This window comes from Nitrospira sp. CMX1 (assembly GCF_054902215.1).
Map to the genome: position 1 here is coordinate 75,946 of NZ_JBUBKD010000030.1, position 21,494 is coordinate 97,439.

The window sequence follows — 21,494 nt, forward strand, 5'->3', positions numbered from 1 at the left end:
CATGACTGGTCCCTATCGGCGAGGACGAGAGGGTACGTTTTCCGGTGGGATAAATACTGCCAACGCAATGACGGTCGTCCACTTGCCCTTCTTCCCAACGGCTGACTGAGTGATATTCAGCGTCTGCACGATCTTTCCGCCCATCTTGAATACCTGTTCCCGCTCTTTCCAGGCAACATTGGGGTCGAACTCAACGCCTAACGTCGTCGCCAGCATCTGCGCCGCCAAGTCTTCCGTGTACTCGCCCGTCTCTTCATCCGTCTCGCCATGGGCATGGTGCTCGGAGAGATACCCGTAGGTCCCTCGATCAGTCGGCTTGGCAAGCCCCACGGATGCCGACACGAGCTGGTTCCGTTCATTGGTTTCGGAACGGGCCATGACGCAAAACGTGATTTCACCGGGCTTCAGCAGCTGTTCACCGCGCTTCCGGGGGATGATCTTACAGTGCGGCGGAAGGATGGAGGACACGCTGACTAGGTTGCAGTACGCCACACCGGCGCTGCGCAACGCCTCTTCGAAGGAGGCCAGTTTTTCCTTGTGGACTCCCACCCCTCTCGTGAGAAACATATGCGTAGGTACCATCATCTCCCCTTTCGTCCGGCTATCCGCCTTTCTGGTTGTTCGGAAATTGTTGCGTGACGTGCGTTCAAGCGGTCAGCCTGCAAACACACTGCTCCGTACCAACGGTATTGGGCGTTTGTTGTAGCAAGATTGAACCGGCTTCGCAATATCTTCTAGACACTTTTTTCGGATGGATTGGATGGCTCCTTGAGGTTCATGACAAGCATCCGAGGTTCGGTCATGTCTTCGATTGCAGCGCGGACACCTTCGCGCCCCAACCCCGAATCCTTCACGCCGCCGTACGGCATATGATCCGCCCGGAACGTCGGAATTTCATTCGCCAAGACGGCTCCCACTTCAAGATGCCGAAAGGCGTAAAAGATCTTATTGATGTCCTGAGTAAAAAGACCGGCCTGTAACCCAAAATCGGACTGATTGAGCATCACCACAGCTTCGCTGAGCTGCCGATAGGGTGTCACTGTCACGACCGGTCCAAATACCTCTCGACATGAGACTTTCATCTCAGGCCTCACATTCCCCAACACCGTGGCTTCCACCAACGACCCCTTCCGTTTCCCACCCAAAAGCACGCGTGCCCCGTCCGCCACCGCTTCGCCAATCCAGCTCTCCACCCGTTGAGCAGCCGTTTGATCGATGAGAGGACCGATGGTCGTCGACTCATCGGCGGGATCGCCTAGTTTGAGCCGAGCCACATGCATGAGGAGTTTTGTCGTAAATGCATCGACGACCGTCTGGTGCACGAAGACCCGCTGTACCGAAATACAGGTCTGGCCGGCATATCCGAACCCGCCTGCGGCACAGCGCTGCGCCGCCAGGTCAAGATCGGCATCCGGCTCGATCACCACGCCCGCATTGCCACCAAGCTCGAGCGTGACTTTTTTCTTTCCACATTTGGCCTTCAACATCCATCCCACCGACACACTGCCGGTGAAACTCAGCAGCTTAAATCGAGGATCGACCACCATCCGTTCGGCAAGGGCATTCTCGCAAGGCACGACATTCAAACCACCTGGAGGGACACCCGCTTCGAGCGCAATCTCGCCGAGCAGCAGCGCCGTCAACGGCGTTTGCGGGGCCGGCTTGATCAGAATCGGATTTCCCGCCGCAAGCGCCGGCGCCACCTTGTGAGCCACCAGATTCAGCGGAAAGTTGAAAGGGGTGATGCCGAGAATCGGACCGATCGGGAATCGGCGAAGGACCCCGAGATGAGTGTCAAAGCCGGGTGTCCAATCGAGCGGTACCACCTCACCTGCAATCCGACGTGACTCCTCGGCCGCCACGGTAAAGGTTTGGATGGCTCGACTGACTTCCCGCTTGGCATCAGTGATCGGCTTCCCCGCCTCGGCCGTGATGGTCTGCGCACACTCGTCTCGCCGTCGGTAGAGCAACGCCGCAATCTGTTGGAGGATGTTGTACCGAGTATGTCCAGGCAGCTGCCCCATTACCGTCGCTGAGCTCGACGTCGATAGGATGGCGTCTTCGACATCAGACTCGGTGGCTTGAGCGACCTGAGCCACGAATTTCCCGGTGAACGGATCGACGACCGGAGTCGCAACCGGACTCTGCTTCCACTGGCCATGAACGAGAAATTGACGGGATTCCTGCACGGGAAGATTCGCTGGAGTGTTTTATAGTTGAGGTTGGTATTAGTCTGCCGCTTCCACCGGCGCAGCCGATTCGGCTGCCGGTTGGACAACCACGGCAGCCTCCTGTGCCGCCATGGCTTTGGCAATCAGCTCATCCGTCCCCCAATCACGAATCGCCTCCAAGGTAAATCCCTCGTAGGTCGAGACGCCATGACAGGACGGACAATCCGGCATCGGAACTTTTCGATAAAAGACTTCCGTGAGGCATGACATGCACACCCAGAAGTCGTCATCGCGATGAGAGACCGGCCAGAACGATTGCATCGAAACCATAGGGATACCTCTCCCTTGTATGATACAGAGGACTATCGCACCTGAGTGCCGATGTCAACCCTACGGCACAGACTCACCTTCGTTCCACATTGCTCAGCCACTCACTTCCTCTACTTTGTGCCGCTTGCTAACAACCGATCGATCTCTTCCGCGAACATCTCAAACGGAAACGCGCCCGGAATGGCCACGGCCGGTTCCTTTTCCGTCGGCTCCGTCGCGGTCCGAACAAGGATGAACCCGGGGGTTCCATGAAACCCCCACTGATTGGCTTCCTGGCGATCCTCGAAAATCGCCTTTGTATACCGCCCATCGCTCATACACCGCTCAAAGGCTGCTTGATCTAGCCTCAACGTCGCCGCATGGCGCCGATACACTTGCTTGTCCAGCTGTCCCCCTTCGGAAAACAATCGGTCATGCATCCCCCAATACTGGCCTTGCGCACCAGCACATCGTGCCGCCGTCGCCGCATCGAGTCCCGCCCCTTGATCTCCCCTCGGGAAATCTCTGTACATGAATCGTACCTTCCCGGTATCGACGTAGCGCTCCTGAATGCGTGGCCATGTCCGCTTGAAGAACTTCAAGCAAAACCCGCAGGTAAAATCCGAGTACTCAATCAACGTGACTGGGGCATTGGCTTGCCCCCTCACCCGGATATCGGTCTCGCTGGAATCTCCTGCGGACACCGGAGCAGACCACAAGAGAACGCCAACTATGACGACTCGACAGGCCCATTGATCAGTCATACGCTTCATGAACCGCGTACGACTCCTGCTTTTTTTCTCTCCATCAATCCCATCATCAACAGTGGCCACACGACAGTGGCATCGCTCAGTACTTCGGCAAACCGTCCACCATCTTTCGGCGTCACAAACTTTCCCCAGGAGAGTCCTTCTTGATAGGTACAGCCGCTGAGTCCTCCCCAGTAATCCGGTTCCGGACAAATCCTCACACCGTAGTGAAAACGTGGAGGCTTCACACTGAGGCCCAAGCGAAGGTTACTGATCTCGATGTAGGGACCTACCTGCTGTGCCCAATTCCTCGGCACCCCGCCACCGATCGTGAAAATTCCCAGCCGCTTCGCCGAGAGCACATGATCGGCATAACTATTGAGATCGAGATAGGGATTGAACGAGGGCTGTGACTGGAGAATGCTCTTGAGGACCGAGAGGTCTCCGTTGTGACCGACCTGCGCTCGTGCTTGAGTCACCTCCCGTGCCATTGCCCATGTGCCCATATCAAGCCCCACTTCAGAATCAGTAAAGGCTGGGATATAGATCGGTACGTTTTTCAGGTAGGCGCTCTTCAAAATGCCTTCGCCCTGAACTTCCTCCGCCAATGTTTTGCCTAGCTCACGCGTCAACATCTCGGAACAGAGTGGTCGATCCTGACTCAGACGTTTCACCGTCTGGGTCACGATGTGCTCCACATAATTCAAATTGGCTTCCATCTCGAGCGTGTCGTAGACACGGTTGTATCCCTTCTTAAACAGTTCCTCGTCGCTCATCGAAGGATCATGTCGATAATGTGTCTTTCCGACTGATTCACTAAGGCCATGCGCCATGAGCGCGCCGGTTGAGATGATGCACTGCACCATTCCCTCATCGATCATCTTCGTGATGATCTTCCCCATCTTGGCAATGGTCATCGCGCCGGACAACGTCATCACAACCTTACACTCCGGGTCTGCAATCATCTCCCAGAGCACCTCGAACGCTTTCCCCACGTGCCGCCCACCGAAAGCTGTCTTTCCCATCGCCTCCAGCAGTTCGCCGAACGAAGAAATCCTGTCGGGATCCAGCGGCTCAAGCGCTTCTAACCCGTCTTTTGCTCCATCACGAAACTCGCGTGCATACATATAGACAACCTCTACAACCCTCTGAACCGTTCACTGATGTGGATTTGTTTATACACAACCCCGAATAGAGGCGTCAATGAATGTTGCAGGATGTCGTTCATCAATTGACTGCTCGGAAAGAACGATCCAGCAAGCGAAGAGATACCTTCCTCTAAATAAACCTCGCCACATCTACACCCTGCAAGCATCCCGCGCACGCATCTTCTCCGGCAACCTTCGGCGCAAACGCGCACGGGCCGAATAACAAGGAAGCAACCGGTAAGGGAACGAACTCCACTCGCACTGCCGACGATACACCTCACTGAGTGCCGGCAGGCACACCGAACGTGGCTGTACCCCACGAGTGCAATTCAGCCTCGCTCTAAAATAACGGCTTCTTCCCACCGGCCTTGCTGATGGCGTGATTGAGGGCTTTGGAAAGACTCTCGGCAACAGCTGCATCGCAGACCGGAAGAGAGAGTTCTCCCTTCTTCTCCCCCGGTTTGTCCTTTGGCGCACGATCCTCGTACACCAACTCCTCCAAGTTCGTGACGACAAAGCGACCCGTTTTGAGATCATGGATGGGCTTCCCCGACATCGAGAGCGTCGCAACCCATTCGGTCACACAGGCCGCCCGCGTGCAACGCAGCCGAATCCCATAGAGGTTCGTTCCCTCTCCCTCCCGTTCAGAGCTGACATTGGGAGACATGGCGTTCAAGTTAAACTCCTGAATTTTTTCAACCGGCGCTTGGAGATCAAGAGCACCGCCGAATCGCATCCGTTCATTGAGCCGTGTAGTGAATTGAAGGCCGGAGGGAGGCCGAACCACCACATCGACTTTTGCCGTTCGATCCATCTGCCAAGGCGCTCCATCCTTCGGAGCCATCCGTTGCAATCCGCTGCGCATGGTGGCGCAGGCTTCCCACGTATCTTTGATAAACGCCATTGTCTCTTCCAGCGACGGCCCTTCCGGGTCAACGCTCTCGTTCGACCCCGCCCACACAACCGGTAGGCCAGTCAGCAGAAGGAAGAAGCCAACGACACCCCACTTCATTCGCCATTTTGCCATCATGTCGACCCATCAATACTGGCGTGTAATTTTTGAACCCACAATGCTGGGGAAGTGTATCCTGTCGCCAAGAGTCTTTTCTAGTTGAGATCATCCGTCGATGAGCAAGAGTCAGAGCAGGGGGTGCTTATCCTAGTCCCTCAGCAGAGGGGGAATAGCACATGTGCGCCGGGAGTGGAACTATAAAGAAGCCAGGTTATTGAAGAGACTAGGCACTCACAACGTACGATCTAGAAAAAGAACGAACGGGAAGATTTTCTCTCCGGCCACTATATCCGAAAAAACAATAACAGGGTCACCAGGCTTCGGGTACGCCAGACCGGCGATCGCCTTCAGTCCTTCATCGTTTAGTCTGCAACTCCACGTTGACGAGTTTTATTTCCGAGAGATCCGCGAGCCGCGGACACCACCGTGTGCCGGCACGCCACAAAGCCGAGACCAGTTGGTCGTAGACCGTCCCCGGGTGGTCATAGTGAATTCCGTACGCATGAGAAGCTGCACGTCGACACGGAAACACGAATGACTTCGCCGAATCGTCCGACTCCACCTCAAATCGTGTCACGGTCAGATCAAGGGTAAGCCGGATCTTAAACCAACAATGGGCATGGTGGTCGTCGACCTGCATCGAGTGCTGATAGCACTGCAACACATCTCGGACGGTCACCATGCTTAAGGACGTATTCCCCGAGAAGACCTCGGCTCGCTTGTCGAGCACCAAGGCCTTGGCTAGGGACAAGGCATGCCCTACTTGAATCGGGTTCAGGAGGTCAAAAGCCGACTCATAGATGGCGATGTTGGGATGGACCTTGAATTCGCGCAGGGATCCACGCTTGGCCAATTCGAGGTTCCAATAAAAGTCCACGGCCTGGGACTGGCGGAAGCGAAAGGTTACGAGGTTCATAACTCACACCCCGTCACTAAGAGTCGCTTTGCTTGAAACCTTCAGGAACGTACTCGGTCGCGGCTAATCAACACCGCCCTTCCGCAATATTTTCAGCTTTCGTTTGACGGAAGCTTGAACTTGCCAGGCCTCCAGTGGAAGGAACAAGTGGTGGTCCCAACGGGATTCGAACCCGTGTTTAAGCCTTGAGAGGACCGAGCAAACTCAAGAAAATCAACAAGATGACGCTTCAGAACCGTCCAATGAATAGCATGGTTTTACAACGATTTACAAGACCCGTGTCCTATATAGGACAACCTCGTTTTTCTCTTTGCGCAGTACTTCGCTCCGTCCCCTGCGGGCCGGTATCCGGCTACCTATGCCAAGTCCACTCACTGCGAGTTTAGAAACACGAAAGGAGTCTCATGAGCCCAACCACACCGCTGGTGCAGCATCTCCTCAAAACAACGGGCCTGCCCCGAGAGCAGGCCCTGAAGCTCTACCGGGCCGGGTATCCCTGGCCCCTGCGGACCATCTACGAGGTACGCAAGGCGGGTATCATCGCGCAAGCTGAAGGCCTCCTCTTCTCCGCAGCACTGGAGAAGGCCGAATCGATGACTGAGGAGCAAGCTGAGGCCTATTCCGACAGCCTTAACGGCGATGACCGGGCGAAGGGTCAAGGTACCTCACGCGAGGTGGACGCCGCCCTGGCTTCGCTGCCGTATCTTCAAGAAGTCGGGGACCATGTAGAACGCGTGGCGGCGGACGCGAGAGTCTCTTGCCGCACCGTCTTTCGTCTCTCGGTGGCGCTTCAGTCGTATGCTCAGGAGCACCCTGGATGGGAACTGCACCACATGTGTGTGGGAAGACGGCCAAGCTAAGGAAGGGCGAGTAGTCGGATGCTGACAGCGAAGCGCGAGAAGTTTTGCCAGGAGATGATCAAGCCCAAGGCGACGCAGATGAAGGCGTATTGCGCTGCATTCAACGTCAAGCGCATGAGCCGGGCCGCAATTGACACAGAAGCCTCAAAGCTCATGAAAGACCCTGAGATTACCCGAAGAATCCAAGAGCTGCTGAAACCCGTCGTGGAGAAGATCCAACTGACGCTTGCGCAATGGGTTGAAGACGGCCTGAAGCTCTACCGGGCCGATCCGAGGAAGCTGTTTGATCAGTTCGGCAATCCCGTTCCAATCACCGAGCTCGGAGATGATGAGATCACGCTGATTGAGGGGTTCAAGTTCACCGAGGAGTATACGAAGGTCAAGAAAGCGAGTGGCGAACAAGAGGCTGTCCCGACCGGCTACACCCAAGACTACAAGATGACCTCCTTCAAGGTCCGGCATGAGTACATGGGCAAGGTACTGAAGGCCGTGAAGGGTCCGGCCTGGGGAAAGCCGCTGGAGCTTGCTGACGATCCCGCCACCGCACAGAAGCAGATGGAGCACGCGTTTGCTCAAGGAAGCATAAGCCCAGACGAGCTTACTGCCTTGATCCGCTCCAGGGAATTACAGCTGAAGGTCAAGGAATATGACGAGATGAAAGACCGGATGGCAGCCCTTGAGACAAAGTTAGAGCAACTCCTGGCCCAGCAGAAAGGAAAGTGACCATGGGGCTTACTCAACGACTGGGAAAGATCGAAAAGCATGTCTCCAGGATGACGGCCAATGCCTCCAGACGAGGGAACGTGATCATCTTACGGAAGCTTTCCCCTGCCCCTGATGCCAAGTTGATCGGCTACAGGGCTGGCGAAGGGGAGCTCTTGCCGCTGGACCGGAGCCGATGGCCGCATGTCCCTGAAGGAAAGAAACTGGTCATTCAACAAGTGTGGAGTGACGACGAGGCTTCTGATCGTCCCAACTTCAAGACAAACTCCGAACTCAGGAGGCCCCTATGCGAGTCGCACAACGCATCAGACAGCTAGAAAAGACGGTGACGGCCATGATAGGGAATGACTCGGAGCGCGAACTCCTGATTGTACTCTGCGATCTGGATCACGCCTTCGGTGGGACACTGGTTGGCTACAAGGACGGTTCCGGAACCTTCTGGCCAATAGACCGGACCCAATGGCCCGCTGGGCAACGGCCTCACGGCACCCTCGAAGAAGTCTGGGGTAATCCTGTGGAGGGAGAGCCGCCGGCTCCTGCTAGCGAGACGCAAGACCCACTGCATGACTATTGGGCTTTTCGCTATTTCACTCTCAGCCGTGAAGAATACGAAGCCCTTCATTCTGATCAGGACGACGGTCAGACCAGCACCCAGGCATTGTCAAAAGAACCAAACATGAAACGAGGCGATCATGACTTATCCAATGAATGAGTCTGACTCAGAGTCCCAATCCTCCCCATACAACGCGCTCGGGGCATGGCTGCGCCAGAATCACTACCAGGATCTAGAGCAGTCGAAGCAGCGCACGATGGAGAGTCGTCAATACCTGGAAGGCTTGCGGCAGCAAGACCTATATGGGCAGCACATGCCGCAGCAGCCGGTTAGGCCAGACCTCAACTCACGGAAGACCGATTTCAATGTGTGGGATTCCATGCTCGCTGGAGCCAATAGGTTCTCCGCCATGCAGGACGCAGAATACGCACGGCGCAAAGCGATTGAGGAGCAGCAAACCATGCAGCTCCTCGGGCAAGCGAAGTACCTTCCTGGCTATGAGGGCGTGCAGGGGGCGGAAATGCCGGGATGGCTCGGGTGGCTCTATGGTGCCAACCCTGAATTAGGGATGAAGTTGGGGGAGCGGGTCGCGTCCCCATTTGCGCAGCAACGGGAAGTCATGAAGGAAGTGCAGACGCACGCCGCGAAACGGCAGGCCCAGATGGAGGTCAACTTGAAGCTTGCGAAGCAGTTGGGATTTCTGCCGATTCGGTGAACAAGATGAGATGTCATTCGTAGACCGTGTCATCATGGTCTGCAAATCTTTGCCAGTGATGAAAGAAGCGCTGGTATCAGCTCAGCGTTTTTTCCTTGGGAGTTATTGCGAAAATGTCCTTCGATAATCGACTTGACGGATTGTGGAGTTAAGCCCTTCCTTCGAAGGCAGTTGTCAACGTCGTACGAGAATTGTATGGCCTTTGCTGCGGTGTCAGGGTCATCGACGGCGAAGACGTGAAGTCCCATTATGAGACCAACAACAAAGCCAGCCCTGAAGTCGTCGGTTGTGTCGAGCCAATCGGCAACGGTTGATTCTCTGGCCAATGTGTGCGATGTCGGCACACACGAAAAAAACAGGACAATAGAGAGTAGCAGCCTTCCGCGCATAGCAACCCCTCTTCCCCGTCCTATCCTTTACCCATTTATCTGCTACCGATAGCCATTGTGGTTACGGCAAGACCCACCGTCTCATCTCGTTGTCTTGGGCAGAAGTCCCTTTCGATCGAGTTCCTGCCAGTGGGCTTCTACCAAGCCCATCAAGAGAGCCTTAACTGACTTATTCTCAAGAGCCGCTTCGATCTTGGCTTTCACGATCACATCCCTCGGAACTTCACGAAAGTTCCATACTCCCGCCTCCTCCATCTCACTGACCTTCTGTTTCGGCATGGTGCCACCGTTTTACATTGTTCAACTGAACTTACCCGCACTGTAGCAAACGGCCTTCCTCCATTCAACGACGCTATTGACTACATTACATCATATGATGTAATTGTATCTCATCGTAGGAGGCGCTACCCATGAAGATGATCAGGCTCAACGTCCAACTTCCCGCACCACTTAAAACAAAGCTTGACGCGCTCCGCCAGCGCGGCACCACAGCAGCCGGGCTGATTCGGCACCTGCTAGAGAAGCACTTTCAACAGTCCACCCAATAGCCACCACAACCACAGGAGGACCCATGCAGAACAGTACGCAGTTTCAAGAGGATGTCGAACCACGGACCCTGCTTCAAGTCCGCGTCTTCCATCGAGATGAGACCGGTGTCGTACGCGATGAAACACATGAGACACACCGAACGGCGCGCGGGTTGGCCTATCTCCAAGATGGAGGGCACAAGGCGGTGAGAGGGCTCTTTCGGACACGTGAATTGCTTCAGCTTCTCGCCCTCGCGGCTGAGGAACGGGAGGACATATCGGTAAGCCTGGTACAGCGTGTCCTTGACGAAATTGAGGATGAGTTGAACGACACGGGCGATCTCGGCTGGTACGTCCAATCGATGGAAAAGTTCTTTCAGCAGGCCGAAGCCTTGCCAGCAGAAAGCCGCGCAGAGCACGAGACGCCGGATCAATCAGTAGCGCCTGTCCCCTGTGAGGCATAAGGAGGCATCATGACGATCCGAGACCTCATCAACGCCCATCGCCAGTCGGAGCGCTCCCCGCGACAGGAGGATGAGCGCCATGCGGCCTGGTGGAGTGACCGGATCGGCGGGTTCTTAGTGGAGGAGTTGTCGAGCGATCTCATCAAGCGGCAGCTCCTCGCCTCCGCCAAGTGTGGCCGGAGCGTCTGGACGAGTAACCACTATTTCCGCTTTCTCCGCCGGGTCTGCCGGTGGGGGCAGCTCATGGCCTACCTGCGGGTCGACCCTTGCAAGACTATCCCCCTTCCCAAAGATAAGCCCCCCACCCTCCGTGTACTGACGGAAGAAGAAGAGGTGAAGTTGTGCCGCGAACTGGGGCAGCCGTATGCGCTATGGGTGAAGTTCGCGATTCTGACCGGCCTGAAGCAGTCGGAACAATTCAGCCTGCTGTGGCGTGCCGTGGACTTGCCGAAAGCGACCTTGCATCTGCCCCATCCGCAGACCCGCGCCGTAGTGGCACTGAGCTTACCGCCAGATGCGGTCGAGATTCTGCGGCAGCTTCATCATCTGCATCCGCCGTCCCTGTGGGTTTTCCCCGACCTTCACAATCCGCATAGACCGGCCAACGTCCACGCCTTCTATGTGGGCCGATGGGAAAGCGCCGTTCGGCGGGCTGGAATTCCTCGGATCTCCTGGAAAGATCTTCGGCATACCTGCGGGGTCCGGCTGGCAAAGGCGGGCGTTCCGGTACGAGAGGTGGCGGCCTTTCTCCGTCAGCGCGAAGTTCGACAAGTCTATTATTACCGCGCTCATCAGCCGGGAGAAGCCTACATCAAGAAGGAACGGGCCAAGTCAGCCACACTCGTATTTGATGAGCTGCCGGTTGAAAAGCTGCATGAACTCATAGGGCGAGATGCCACCACCGCGCCGCTGACCTTCGGTGAACTCTGTCACCTCTATGCCTCTCATCACCTGAAAGCCCGGCCTGCCCGACGAGACTTCGAATCCATCTACCGCCAGCATTGGCTAGCCTGGGCCGATCGTCTGCCAGCCACGATCACGAGGAAGGAAATTCGCCTCTGGTACTTCACGATGGAGCAGGCCCCGAGCCGGGCTAATAAGGGAGCTGCCTGCCTGCGGGCCGTCTTCAACTGGGGCGTTGACATGGAGCTCCTCACCTGTGCCAATCCGGCGCTCAGACTGAAGAGGTACCCGCAACCTCCTCGAGAACGGTTTATGGATGCCCAGGAAGTCCAGCGGTTTATGGATGGGCTGTCCCAGCTTCCGGCCAAACCACAGGCCTTCTTGCTGCTCTTACTGCTCACCGGCTGCCGGATGGGCGAAGCGCTCAGGATGCGCTGGGCAGATGTTGATTCGACCAGCCGACTCTGGCGGAAAGGCAAGACGAAAAACGGCAGTAGTCACGTGATCCCGCTACCTCATCAAGTAATGGAGGCGCTGTCATGCCTGCCTCGGCAGGCAGAATGGGTGTTTGCTGGAACGAATGGGAAGCATTGGTCGAGCGCCAGTATCAGCAAGATCTGGTTGCACAAGCGGCAACGGTGGAACCTCGGCGATGTTCGCATCCATGACTTACGACGGACCGCCGCCAGTTATCTCGCGATCTCGGGAGAGAACCTCCCCACCATTCAGAATGTCTTGAATCATCGCAGTCTCACCCCGACCGCCATCTATGCCCGACTCAATACCAAGGCGGTCGATCGGGCGCTACAAGCACAAGCTGACCGGTTCTGTAGTCTGATGGCTCCTGGGGAGGGAGACCGTATCCCAGAACGAGAGCTCGTGCTACTGGAATAGGGCTGATGGGCAACAACCGAGCGGTTGTTGTACGCCCGACCATGAGAAGGAGGACTCATGAAGGCTATTGGTTATACCCGGGTCAGTACAGAAGGCCAAGCCGAGGATGGAGTCAGTCTCGAAGCACAGCAAGCCAGAATTAGGGCGTGGTGTGAAGCTAACGGGTACACCTTGGCAGGCCTCCACGTCGATGCGGGCTTGTCTGGATGTCGAGCCGACAATCGTCCAGCGCTTCAAGCATCGATTACCGAAGCTTGTAAGCACAGAGCCGCCTTAGTCGTCTACAGCCTCAGTCGGCTTGCTCGTTCCACAAAAGACGCCATCGCCATCAGTGAGCGCCTCGCCAAGAGTGGGGCAGATCTCGTCAGTCTCTCAGAACGAATCGATACCACTACAGCAGCCGGAAAGATGGTCTTCCGCATGTTGGCGGTCCTGGCTGAGTTTGAACGGGATCAGATCGCTGAGAGGACCAAAGGGGCCCTGGCGCACATGCGCCAACAAGGAAAGCGAATCGGCAGGATTCCATACGGCTACGATCTGGCTGAAGATGGGACTTCGCTGATACCGAACCAGCAGGAACAGGATGGCCTTAAGCTGATCGAACGACTGAGAGCGAGTGGCCTCGGTCGGCGGCGAATTGCCGCGCTCCTTACTGCCGAGGGAATACAAACGAAGACCGGTGCCACCTGGAGTCCGCAAGCAGTGGGGAGGATACTCCGCCGGACAGGGTTATCGAAGGCCGTTGCCTGCCATGTTGCTGCATGACATGATTGAACCCTTACCAGACATAAGTGACTGAAGCCGCTATTTTTATCCACCTAGGCGGGAACTATGGGGCGAAAAAGAAAACCGTTTCTTCCCTCCCAGGAGACACCGGGCTTTGTACCTGCCGCAGATAAACCACCCGTACCATTTTGGATGGTGCGCGCAGCGATTCGAGCACTAGCGTCCCGCACACGATCAACACACAAAATGGGACGCGCAGATCTTTTACTTGTTCTCATCGAAAGAAGCCTCGGAACGGGTTCACCGCCTCATCCTTCGTCTTTTGAGGAACAGCAGGAGGCCACCGAGTTACTCGAAAAGCTTTTCGGAAAATATTGGGATTCTTGCTTGAAGAGTTTACGAGACACACACTCACTACTCTGCGTCCTTAAGCAGGCTGATAGCGCCCACAACCTTTGCGCTCAGTATCCATTTATGTCGAGTAGGCCAATAAAGCAAACTTGGCTGCGTCAGCACTTACCGGAGATACTTCGTCAACTCGCATTGAACGGATGTAACGGGTCTTGTCCTAAACGCGTACAAGTTGGGGATGATGAACTAGCAGAGTTGACTTTCTGTTCAAGCGCCACAGATCTAGCCGATGCCATTGTTGCACACTATCACGGTACTACCCTGGGCTACCTCCGGCAGCTGTACTATGGACCTGAAGCCAAGGCGCTACGCGAGAGCCTAACCTCCTAACAGCCAAGCTCCATCCGCAACCCTCTTCTCCAATTTCAGCTAATTCTATGAGTCCTCCCTGCCACGATGGACTCACTTTTCCATTCATTAAATGATGCTATTTGTATAGTTGAACAGCTACCAGCCGGGAGGAAACCATGCAATCGATCACAAGTTTCCATCAAGACAGTTCTCGAACGCTTTGCCGTGATACATCGGTAAATGATCACGATCAGCTCTTAACGTTGAAACAGGCAGCGGCCTTAACGGGGTTTAAGACTTCTACCTGGCGGCAATGGGTTTACTTGAAGAAAGTGGCCAGCGTGAAGTTTGGAGCAAAGGCGGTCAGGGTCTTTAAGCGGGATGTGACCCAGATGATAGCCGCAGGCACCCGACCGGCGAGACATGAGCTCACAAAATAACGCCGTGCCCGAGGTGCGAACTCAAGGCACGGCAGAACCAGGAAAGGAAATCAGCGATGCGAAACAATATCACCTTCGAGCACCTGACACAATCTGACCTTCCGCCGTACCATCGACTTCGATCCATTGGCCACAATGTTGGGTGTGTTTGTGAGGCCTGCTTTGTTCTCGTGGAACGGGCGATTTCTCAATATCTGCCGAGATTCCTTCCTCCCGATCCTTTAGTTCGACGGCTCGAGGAACTGGAGCGAGAGAATGCAGAACTACGGTCGCAGAACGAACAACTCCACAGAATTTCTCGAACAACAGCGCCTAACATTACTCGTGAGCCTCAACGCCTGAAGCACAATCCAGCGGCGTTTGAACCGGTGGTGATGCGGTAATGACAGAGCCTGCGCTGACTCGGCACAACAACACCATTTCCTTCGATTGGCCGAGCCACTCAATCACGCTCAGCCTTTCCCGTATCCGAGAGACTAGCGGGGAGACGAAAGCGGAAGTTGTCGCGGTTAATGGCAAGGGCATTCTCACTCAACAATCAATCAATTTGCTGTCCGGACGAAGCCGGTCACAACTCGCTAAAGAGCTCGACCGGAAACATCAGCTTGTAGCTCTCAGCTGGGAGACCGTTCTTGAGACCGTGTGTGTATTGGGCTTGAGCGAGCTCAGGAGAGGCGAGCCGGTCATCGTACTGCAGCCCCACGATCAGCCAAATGTTCCGTTCCTCTTGAATCCAGTTGTCTATCAGAAACATCAAACATTGATCTACGCGCCGGGGGGGTCCTGTAAATCGTATCTAGCGCTCTATCTCGCCCTCCTCGCCTGCCATGGGGCAAATCAGAACGGCCTCCGAGCAGTATCCTGCCCGGTGCTATACCTGGATTGGGAATTAGATGCTGAGACGATTGGGACACGCCTTACGCGTCTCTATAAAGGGCATCCAGAGCTGAGCGTCTTTGCACCTTACTATCGTGCTTGCAACCAACCCCTCCACGAGGAGGTGGAATTCATCACTGGCGAGATTCATGAGAAGGGGATCAAGTTAGTTATTATCGACAGCGCGATCATGGCCTGTGGCGACGACCTCAACAGCACCCAAGCCCCAAAGCAACTGCAACGGGCCTTAAGGACAATGGGTTGCTCGTCGATCGTGCTATCCCATGTGGCAAAGAACACGGACGCCAAGACGGCCTATGGCAACGTATTCTTTCAGAATCTCTGCCGAAATCAATACGAGGTAGAGTTGATGGATGAGACCGACGAGCAGAAGCGCATCACGCTGATCCATCGAAAGATCAACTTCGGGGCCCTTCAACAGCCCAAAGGCTTGGCGTTTGATTTCAGCGGCAATGCCTGCCGCGTGAGCATGTTCGATCCACAAGCAGAGGCCGAGGGCCATGAGGACGCATCTCTGCCGATACCATCACGGATCAGGAATTTATTAGAAGACGGGATGCCGAGAACCGCTAAAGAGATTGCGACGGAATTAAGTGAAGATCATACAACTGTACGTGTCACTCTCAACCGGCACGATCGCCGGAAGTGGTCCAAGTTGTCTGACGGCAAATGGTCTGTCATTAGCTCGAAATAGGAGCGTAACAGTCTTGCGTAACAATCTTCGTAGCGTAACAGATCGTAACGCCCGTAACAGAGCTGACGAAATGAACGGGCTTCTCTCTAGATTCAATGGTTTAGCGAAGCGTAACAGTATGCGTAACACTTATATTTTGCAGCGTAACGTAACAGTCCCCCCCTTATAAGGGGGGACGTTGTTACGGTGTGGCGGAGAATAGGGAAAAGACGACGGTACCGTAAAAAGGAATCGGAGAATGAAACCCCTTACGCTTGCAGAGGCAGCCCAGTTTCTCCGGATGTCCCGCTCGAGTCTCTATCAGCGGAAAGACATTCCTCGGTACCGCAGGCCTGGCTCTCGCGTGATGCTGTTTGATCAGGAGGAGCTGGAAGCATGGCTGAAGCAAGGGCGTATGGGAGGAAGCATAGACGAAGGTGCCCTAGTCCCAGAGCCTCAGATGGTTCAATCTCACACTGAAGGCCGTCCTGAGGTCATGGACATTCAGGTAGGACGTGTTTACCATCGCAACGCCCGATATCGGTAGCACATGGCGTACACCATCAAAACACGGCGAACTCAGAAGGGTGTGGCATTCGATCTGTACGTTCGCTGGAAGGGACAACGCTATCGCCCCCTGCTCGGGTACAACTTGACCAAGGAGCAGGCCGAGGAAGCGGCGATTGCGATGATCGGCAAAATTCAGCGGGACGAGCAGCAGGTGACTCCCCGGCATGTCTCCCCCACCCTCAAAGACTTCCTCCCCTTGTACTGGCAAACGATGCGTGTGAAGAGGCGGTTTGATCTAGCCCGACCGGAATCGATCATCGAGACCCACTTACTTCCACGCTTCGGTGAGCGTCCCTTGGACTCCCTGAGGGCTGAGGACGGCCTCACCTACATCACGGCCCGGCTTGCAGCGAAGGCGGCACACTGGACGATTCGGCGTGAGTGGAACGTGCTGATGCGGATCCTCAACCTGGCCGTCAACTTCGACAAACTGGACAAGAACCGGCTCAAGCGAGTCGAACTCCCCGATGTGGCGACCCGTGAGCGAGTGGCCACAACGGAAGAGCTCAAGGCGATCAAGTTGAAAGCGGATGAACGCCGAGCCAAGGTGATGCAGGCGAACCAATACGACCCGGCGGAACTCTGGCGGATTGTCACGGTTGCCCTCAATACCGGACTCCGAGAAGCCAAAATCTTAGAGATCGATCGAACCTGGATGCGGAAGCGAGATGACGGCTGGTGGTTGATCCTCCCACCAGCTCGGAGCCGATTGAAGCAGACACCTCGTGAAATCCCCCTCAATCCTGCCGCCTACGCGGCCCTACGCGGGGCGATCGCCCATGTGGACGGGAGAATCTTCAGGCGATGGACTCCAGCCGCCTTTAGCATCTTCTGGAAGCGTTTAGTGGTGGAAGCGAAGGTGGCCGACCTCCACTTCCATGATCTCCGCCATACCTTTGCCACCTGGCTGCAGAATCTCGGTGTTCCGCTTGAGGTCCGAGCCGCCTTGCTGGGGCATCGGCTCCGAGGAATGGGACACGATCAACTTGGAGGTGAATCCATGACCGCCGCCTATTCGCATGGCGGATACGGCTGGAATCAGCAGCTCCGAGCCGCCGTTTCCCTGCTTCACAACGCCCTTTTGTCCTATGGCTTGTCCTATGGAGGTCGGATTGAAGAAGCACCGGAACAGGTAAAGGTTGCTAACTCATTGGAACGGAAGGAGAATGTGTGGTGGTCCCAACGGGATTCGAACCCGTGTTTAAGCCTTGAGAGGGCTCCGTCCTAGGCCAGGCTAGACGATGGGACCAGCCGTACCTTCTGAAAGGAGGACCGTAGCACAAGCAGTTTTCCCTTTGCAACGAATCACCTGGGCATAGCTTGCGACATCCCCCACACTTAGCTTACAAGTAGTTGCAGTCTTCACCCACGCGTGTCACAAGGTGACTATCACAAAGGGATCCGGTTGTGAGGAGAATCTTTGTGTTCGCCCCAGCCCGCGCCAGTAGGATCGAGTGTCAACGGACACCCATTCGATTCGCCTTTGCTTTTCTTCTCTGCTTCGGAATAAGTATCTGCGGCTGCGCAGCAATCCGCCCAAGCACCTTCCCGTGCCCTAACACAGTCCAAGCGAACGTTAGTGCGACAAAACCAACAGTTCATGTCTCCTATAGAGAGCCATCCCTTACCGCGAAAGAAGGCTCGTTGACAACCCTAGCCAAGACAAGCATTTACTACGATTTTGGTAACGGACGATCCCTCGCGAAGGACGTGCCAGCGACGCACCCGTCCGGCGGCGGAGAAATTTCCGAGACCATTACTGTCCCAATAAAGGCTGGCAAGGAACAATCCGTGAAAATCTGCGTGACGGCGACGGATAGCAACGGAAATGAAAGCGCGTCGACTCCTTAAGTCACTCCATTCGTTTTATTCTGCCGAAATACGTCGCTCTGACGAAAATCAGATATAGATGACAGGGAAGTTCAGCTCCAACAGCCTTCATCAGGAGGGCGGACTGCAACTCCGTTCTGCGCCTTGCTCGCTGAGACAGGTTAGGAGTGTGGACGGCCATGCACACTCTGGATTCAGTATCCCCTGTTGGGAATGGGAGAATCAGCACATGGCAAGAGGCCGGCACGGACGGACACTCCTCTTGAACGGAGCCCTTTGGGATCTTCGCCATGGGCCTTTTGCATGGGGCCATAATACCTGGCATTTCTACATCGGACAAACTTGACAGAAGAAGGCAGAACGCCTAGCCTGATAAGTGTTTTCACGACACTTCCTATGCGTTATACCTGCTTCACACGACCCGAGGTCGTTGCGGTTCGAGGTTGCTAAATGGGTGAGTCGGTGCCGTTTCACGGGACCGATCCCTTCTCTCGTTCGCCGGCGATGGGAGTGTTGCCGAAGCCGCGGCTCGAACTTCGGATCGGATCTAATATTTTCCGGAACACCAACGGCGTCGTCACGATTCACGGAAAAGAGCAACTCGTCGTTGAACTCAAGCCGGAGCTCGGTCAACTCCTCATCACTCTTGATCTCTACAACGAGCAGGGTATTCGTATTGGGCACCTGCGCCGAAACGGTCTTACATTCAATGAACACGGGCGATTTGCTGTAGAGACGTCTCACGGTCAAACCCTGCCGGCTGTTCAGTTGTCAGATCTGCAGTCCGGGCATCCGGTGCTTGAGGCTCACATGGTGTCCGTGTACAGAGTGGACCTCGTCAGCGGAAAACTGTTCTCGCATAAGGGCATACCGGTTGAAATCACGCCGCACTATTGTCGAATCGGCGCTCACACGACGCTATTTGGAGAGGTCCTGGAAATGCGAGGCGGCCCGGCCATCCTCGGCTAATTGAATTGATCGTCGCAAATCCCTCACCTGCTCAGGTGCGTCCTTCTCTCTCCCCTTCCTTGAGAATTTCCTGTTGGCCAGCTCATTGTCGCAGACAATCAAAAACCGTTTTGCCCTCGCCTCTGTACTTCTCTACAATAGGCCCATGACTGATATCCACAAACCGTCCGTGCAAGCATTTCTCGTCTGCGACCAAGTCATTGAGGATAGCCTCACCAAAAAGAAGAGTCTGATCGGAATCTTCACTCATCTTCAGACTGTCTCATTCCCTTTCCACCATCAACATATGGGGCTCTACTTCTGCCTCACCGACGCTGAAGGTCTCTATCACTTTGATATCGACCTGATCTATCTCAACTCGGAACAACTAGTCTGTCGAGCCACCCTTCCCAATATCGAAATCGGCGACCGTCTCCAAATCTCTGATTTCGGTATTAACATCCCGCTCCTCATCCTTCCGGCACCCGGTCGCTATGAATTCCGCCTCCTGATGGAGGGCCATCTCCTTGCTCAAAAGGATTTCAACGTCATGTTGGCACCGGATCCCACTGCAACTGAACCTGCCGCCTAGCGGCTCCCCCATTCCTCTCTTCACCCCGTCTGTGATAGAACTCCTCCCTGAACGCCGCCTCCACACAACCGGGGTCGACAAGACGCCATGACGACACCAGAGTCTTCATCCGCTTCGAATTTCATTCGCGATCTCGTGGTCGCTGACCATGCGGCAGGCAAGCACGGAGGCCGGGTTGTCACCAGATTTCCTCCCGAGCCCAATGGCTATCTCCACATCGGTCATGCCAAATCCATGGCCCTGAATTTTGGGTTGGCCAGTGAGATATCCGGTGGGATCTGTCATCTCCGATTCGACGATACAAACCCCACGACCGAGGATCCCGAGTATGTGCGGGCGATCCAGGACGATGTCCGATGGTTGGGATTTGATTGGCACGGTAAGATGTTTTATGCCTCCGACTATTTCGAGCAACTCTATGCCTTCGCGGTTGTCCTGATACAGAAAGGCAACGCCTACGTGGACAGCCTAACGCCCGATCAAATTCGAGAGCACCGTGGGACGCTCACCGAACCGGGCCGTGACAGTCCATACCGAGCCCGATCCATCGAGGAGAATCTGAGTCTGTTTACACGCATGCGAGCCGGAGAGTTTCCCGATGGAGCCCAGGTATTACGCGCCAAGATTGATATGGGTTCTCCCAACATCAACCTCCGCGACCCAATTCTCTACCGAATCCGCCATGCGACCCATTATCGGACCGGCTCCACCTGGTGCATCTACCCTTCGTATGATTTTGCCCACCCGCTGTCCGATGCAATCGAAGGCATTACGCACTCCATCTGTACCCTGGAGTTTGAAGATCACCGCCCGCTGTACGATTGGGTGGTCGCTGAAGCCGATACGCCCCATCTCCCACAGCAGATCGAATTTGCCAGACTGAACCTCACCTCGACCGTCATGAGCAAGCGAAAACTGCTCGAACTGGTTGAGAAGAAACTGGTTACCGGGTGGGATGATCCTCGTCTTCCAACTTTGAAAGGTCTGCGTCGGCGAGGCGTGACTCCTGAGGCGATTCGGGCCTTTTGCGAACACATCGGCGTCGCCAAGCGCGACGCGATCGTCGAGATGCAGCTCTTTGAACACTTCATCAGGGAGGACCTCAACAAACGATCCCCGCGTGTGATGGGGGTGCTCCGCCCGTTGAAAGTCGTGCTCGATAACTATCCGGACGGTCTCGTCGAAGAGCTTGAGGCCGTAAACAATCCTGAAGACGCATCCGCCGGAACCAGGAAGGTGCCCTTCTCACAAATCCTGTACATCGAGCAGGATGATTTCAAGGAAGATCCGCCGAAACAGTTTTATCGCCTGGCTCCAGGTCGTGAGGTCCGGCTACGCTATGGGTACATAATCAAGTGCGTCGGTGTAACGAAGGACCCGCAAACCGGTGCGATCACCGAACTCCATTGCACCTACGATCCTGACACCAAAAGCGGATCCGCGCAGGAGCAGCGTAAGGTGAAGGCTACCATTCACTGGGTCTCGGCGTCGCATGCCGTTCAAGCGACCATCCGTCTCTATCAGCCGTTATTGCTCACCAACCAAACACAGCCTGCAACCGATCAAGACTGGACACATTCCTTGAACCCACAGTCTCTTGAACTGCTGACCAACTGCTGGGTTGAGCCAAGCCTTCGTTCCGCCGAACCCGCCTCCCGATTCCAGTTCGAGCGCCAAGGGTACTTCTGTGTTGACCCGGACTCATCATCCGGCACCCTCATCTTCAATCGGACCGTGTCGCTCAAAGATGCATGGGCCAAGGTTGAAAAGGCTCAGCAAGCTC

27 protein-coding genes, 2 tRNA genes and 1 pseudogene are annotated in these 21,494 nt (G+C 55.3%); 18 read left to right on the forward strand and 12 right to left on the reverse strand.

The genetic code is table 11. From position 1 onward, the window contains the following. Positions 1 to 12: 12 nt before the first annotated feature. The 8 genes from ACYX34_RS08565 to ACYX34_RS08600 form a co-directional block, all read right to left on the reverse strand. Positions 13 to 585, reverse strand: a complete 573-nt coding sequence (locus ACYX34_RS08565; protein ID WP_176697809.1) for a pyruvoyl-dependent arginine decarboxylase — start codon at positions 583 to 585, stop codon at positions 13 to 15. Positions 586 to 734: 149 nt separating this feature from the next. Further along, positions 735 to 2,189: an aldehyde dehydrogenase family protein gene (locus ACYX34_RS08570; protein ID WP_462076135.1), complete on the reverse strand. Its 1,455-nt coding sequence runs from the start codon at positions 2,187 to 2,189 to the stop codon at positions 735 to 737. A 39-nt stretch (positions 2,190 to 2,228) separates the two neighbouring features. Further along, a complete protein-coding gene (locus ACYX34_RS08575) occupies positions 2,229 to 2,501 on the reverse strand; it encodes a hypothetical protein (RefSeq protein WP_462076136.1) in 273 nt (90 codons plus the stop codon). Positions 2,502 to 2,611: 110 nt separating this feature from the next. Beyond that, positions 2,612 to 3,253 (reverse strand): DsbA family protein, encoded by a 642-nt coding sequence (locus tag ACYX34_RS08580; protein WP_462076137.1) that lies wholly within the window; start codon positions 3,251 to 3,253, stop codon positions 2,612 to 2,614. Continuing rightward, positions 3,250 to 4,356, reverse strand: coding sequence for a deoxyhypusine synthase family protein (locus ACYX34_RS08585; RefSeq protein ID WP_462076138.1), 1,107 nt, complete (start codon positions 4,354 to 4,356; stop codon positions 3,250 to 3,252). Before ACYX34_RS08585 ends, ACYX34_RS08580 begins: the two co-directional genes overlap by 4 nt. Positions 4,357 to 4,717: 361 nt before the next feature. After that, the gene (locus tag ACYX34_RS08590) at positions 4,718 to 5,407 is read right to left on the reverse strand and encodes a hypothetical protein (protein ID WP_462076139.1); all 690 of its coding nucleotides are present in this window, start codon (positions 5,405 to 5,407) and stop codon (positions 4,718 to 4,720) included. Positions 5,408 to 5,744: 337 nt separating this feature from the next. Beyond that, on the reverse strand, positions 5,745 to 6,305 hold the full coding sequence (locus tag ACYX34_RS08595) for a hypothetical protein (protein WP_462076140.1): 561 nt from the start codon (positions 6,303 to 6,305) through the stop codon (positions 5,745 to 5,747). Positions 6,306 to 6,453: 148 nt separating this feature from the next. Continuing rightward, a tRNA-Gln gene (locus ACYX34_RS08600) sits at positions 6,454 to 6,582 on the reverse strand. A gap of 127 nt (positions 6,583 to 6,709) precedes the next feature. Between ACYX34_RS08600 and ACYX34_RS08605 the strand changes: the two genes are divergently transcribed. The 5 genes from ACYX34_RS08605 to ACYX34_RS08625 are packed head-to-tail and all read left to right on the forward strand — an operon-like array spanning position 6,710 to position 9,156. Continuing rightward, positions 6,710 to 7,165: a hypothetical protein gene (locus tag ACYX34_RS08605; RefSeq protein ID WP_462076141.1), complete on the forward strand. Its 456-nt coding sequence runs from the start codon at positions 6,710 to 6,712 to the stop codon at positions 7,163 to 7,165. Positions 7,166 to 7,183: 18 nt separating this feature from the next. Next, positions 7,184 to 7,888 (forward strand): terminase small subunit, encoded by a 705-nt coding sequence (locus ACYX34_RS08610; protein ID WP_462076142.1) that lies wholly within the window; start codon positions 7,184 to 7,186, stop codon positions 7,886 to 7,888. Between the two features lie 2 nt (positions 7,889 to 7,890). Continuing rightward, complete coding sequence (locus ACYX34_RS08615) at positions 7,891 to 8,205, forward strand: hypothetical protein (protein WP_462076143.1); 315 nt, start codon at positions 7,891 to 7,893, stop codon at positions 8,203 to 8,205. Next, the gene (locus tag ACYX34_RS08620) at positions 8,175 to 8,600 is read left to right on the forward strand and encodes a hypothetical protein (protein ID WP_462076144.1); all 426 of its coding nucleotides are present in this window, start codon (positions 8,175 to 8,177) and stop codon (positions 8,598 to 8,600) included. The genes ACYX34_RS08615 and ACYX34_RS08620 overlap by 31 nt, the downstream gene beginning before the upstream one ends. Beyond that, positions 8,581 to 9,156 carry a hypothetical protein gene (locus tag ACYX34_RS08625; protein ID WP_462076145.1) on the forward strand — a complete coding sequence of 192 codons (576 nt, stop codon included), beginning with the start codon at positions 8,581 to 8,583 and terminating at the stop codon, positions 9,154 to 9,156. The genes ACYX34_RS08620 and ACYX34_RS08625 overlap by 20 nt, the downstream gene beginning before the upstream one ends. A gap of 470 nt (positions 9,157 to 9,626) precedes the next feature. Here the strand turns inward: ACYX34_RS08625 and ACYX34_RS08630 are convergent, their stop codons facing one another. Then, positions 9,627 to 9,824, reverse strand: a complete 198-nt coding sequence (locus ACYX34_RS08630; RefSeq protein ID WP_462076146.1) for a hypothetical protein — start codon at positions 9,822 to 9,824, stop codon at positions 9,627 to 9,629. A 131-nt stretch (positions 9,825 to 9,955) separates the two neighbouring features. Between ACYX34_RS08630 and ACYX34_RS08635 the strand changes: the two genes are divergently transcribed. From ACYX34_RS08635 to ACYX34_RS08670, 8 genes are all read left to right on the forward strand, one after another. Beyond that, positions 9,956 to 10,093, forward strand: coding sequence for a hypothetical protein (locus ACYX34_RS08635; protein WP_462076147.1), 138 nt, complete (start codon positions 9,956 to 9,958; stop codon positions 10,091 to 10,093). 23 nt (positions 10,094 to 10,116) lie between these two features. Continuing rightward, positions 10,117 to 10,536 carry a hypothetical protein gene (locus ACYX34_RS08640; protein WP_462076148.1) on the forward strand — a complete coding sequence of 140 codons (420 nt, stop codon included), beginning with the start codon at positions 10,117 to 10,119 and terminating at the stop codon, positions 10,534 to 10,536. 9 nt (positions 10,537 to 10,545) lie between these two features. Beyond that, positions 10,546 to 12,333, forward strand: a complete 1,788-nt coding sequence (locus tag ACYX34_RS08645; protein WP_462076149.1) for a tyrosine-type recombinase/integrase — start codon at positions 10,546 to 10,548, stop codon at positions 12,331 to 12,333. Between the two features lie 57 nt (positions 12,334 to 12,390). After that, entirely contained in the window at positions 12,391 to 13,098 is a 708-nt protein-coding gene (locus ACYX34_RS08650; protein WP_462076150.1) for a recombinase family protein, read from the forward strand. A gap of 839 nt (positions 13,099 to 13,937) precedes the next feature. Beyond that, positions 13,938 to 14,201: a helix-turn-helix transcriptional regulator gene (locus ACYX34_RS08655; RefSeq protein WP_462076151.1), complete on the forward strand. Its 264-nt coding sequence runs from the start codon at positions 13,938 to 13,940 to the stop codon at positions 14,199 to 14,201. A 56-nt stretch (positions 14,202 to 14,257) separates the two neighbouring features. Next, positions 14,258 to 14,584 carry a hypothetical protein gene (locus tag ACYX34_RS08660; RefSeq protein ID WP_462076152.1) on the forward strand — a complete coding sequence of 109 codons (327 nt, stop codon included), beginning with the start codon at positions 14,258 to 14,260 and terminating at the stop codon, positions 14,582 to 14,584. After that, positions 14,584 to 15,792: an AAA family ATPase gene (locus ACYX34_RS08665; protein WP_462076153.1), complete on the forward strand. Its 1,209-nt coding sequence runs from the start codon at positions 14,584 to 14,586 to the stop codon at positions 15,790 to 15,792. The genes ACYX34_RS08660 and ACYX34_RS08665 overlap by 1 nt, the downstream gene beginning before the upstream one ends. A gap of 238 nt (positions 15,793 to 16,030) precedes the next feature. Continuing rightward, positions 16,031 to 16,318 (forward strand): helix-turn-helix transcriptional regulator, encoded by a 288-nt coding sequence (locus tag ACYX34_RS08670; protein WP_462076154.1) that lies wholly within the window; start codon positions 16,031 to 16,033, stop codon positions 16,316 to 16,318. Between the two features lie 291 nt (positions 16,319 to 16,609). On the opposite strand, the gene ACYX34_RS08675 is transcribed toward ACYX34_RS08670, so the two are convergent. Beyond that, positions 16,610 to 16,906 carry a hypothetical protein gene (locus ACYX34_RS08675; protein WP_462076155.1) on the reverse strand — a complete coding sequence of 99 codons (297 nt, stop codon included), beginning with the start codon at positions 16,904 to 16,906 and terminating at the stop codon, positions 16,610 to 16,612. On the opposite strand from ACYX34_RS08675, the pseudogene ACYX34_RS08680 reads away from it, so the two are divergent. Then, positions 16,892 to 17,242, forward strand: a pseudogene (locus tag ACYX34_RS08680) (tyrosine-type recombinase/integrase); the annotation flags it as partial. The gene ACYX34_RS08675 and the pseudogene ACYX34_RS08680 overlap by 15 nt on opposite strands. On the opposite strand, the gene ACYX34_RS08685 reads toward ACYX34_RS08680, so the two are convergent. Both ACYX34_RS08685 and ACYX34_RS08690 read right to left on the reverse strand, forming a co-directional pair. Then, positions 17,183 to 17,413 carry a hypothetical protein gene (locus ACYX34_RS08685; RefSeq protein WP_462076156.1) on the reverse strand — a complete coding sequence of 77 codons (231 nt, stop codon included), beginning with the start codon at positions 17,411 to 17,413 and terminating at the stop codon, positions 17,183 to 17,185. The pseudogene ACYX34_RS08680 and the gene ACYX34_RS08685 sit on opposite strands and share 60 nt — an antisense overlap. A 99-nt stretch (positions 17,414 to 17,512) precedes the next feature. Continuing rightward, positions 17,513 to 17,590, reverse strand: a tRNA-Glu gene (locus ACYX34_RS08690). Between the two features lie 395 nt (positions 17,591 to 17,985). Between ACYX34_RS08690 and ACYX34_RS08695 the strand changes: the two genes are divergently transcribed. From ACYX34_RS08695 to ACYX34_RS08710, 4 genes are all read left to right on the forward strand, one after another. Further along, positions 17,986 to 18,192 (forward strand): hypothetical protein, encoded by a 207-nt coding sequence (locus ACYX34_RS08695; protein ID WP_462076157.1) that lies wholly within the window; start codon positions 17,986 to 17,988, stop codon positions 18,190 to 18,192. Between the two features lie 429 nt (positions 18,193 to 18,621). Next, a complete protein-coding gene (locus tag ACYX34_RS08700; protein WP_462076158.1) occupies positions 18,622 to 19,140 on the forward strand; it encodes a hypothetical protein in 519 nt (172 codons plus the stop codon). Between the two features lie 145 nt (positions 19,141 to 19,285). After that, complete coding sequence (locus ACYX34_RS08705) at positions 19,286 to 19,711, forward strand: DUF6941 family protein (RefSeq protein WP_462076159.1); 426 nt, start codon at positions 19,286 to 19,288, stop codon at positions 19,709 to 19,711. An 87-nt stretch (positions 19,712 to 19,798) separates the two neighbouring features. After that, positions 19,799 to 21,494, forward strand: a 1,696-nt coding sequence (locus ACYX34_RS08710) for a glutamine--tRNA ligase/YqeY domain fusion protein (RefSeq protein WP_462076160.1), incomplete at its 3' end; no start/stop codon positions are given.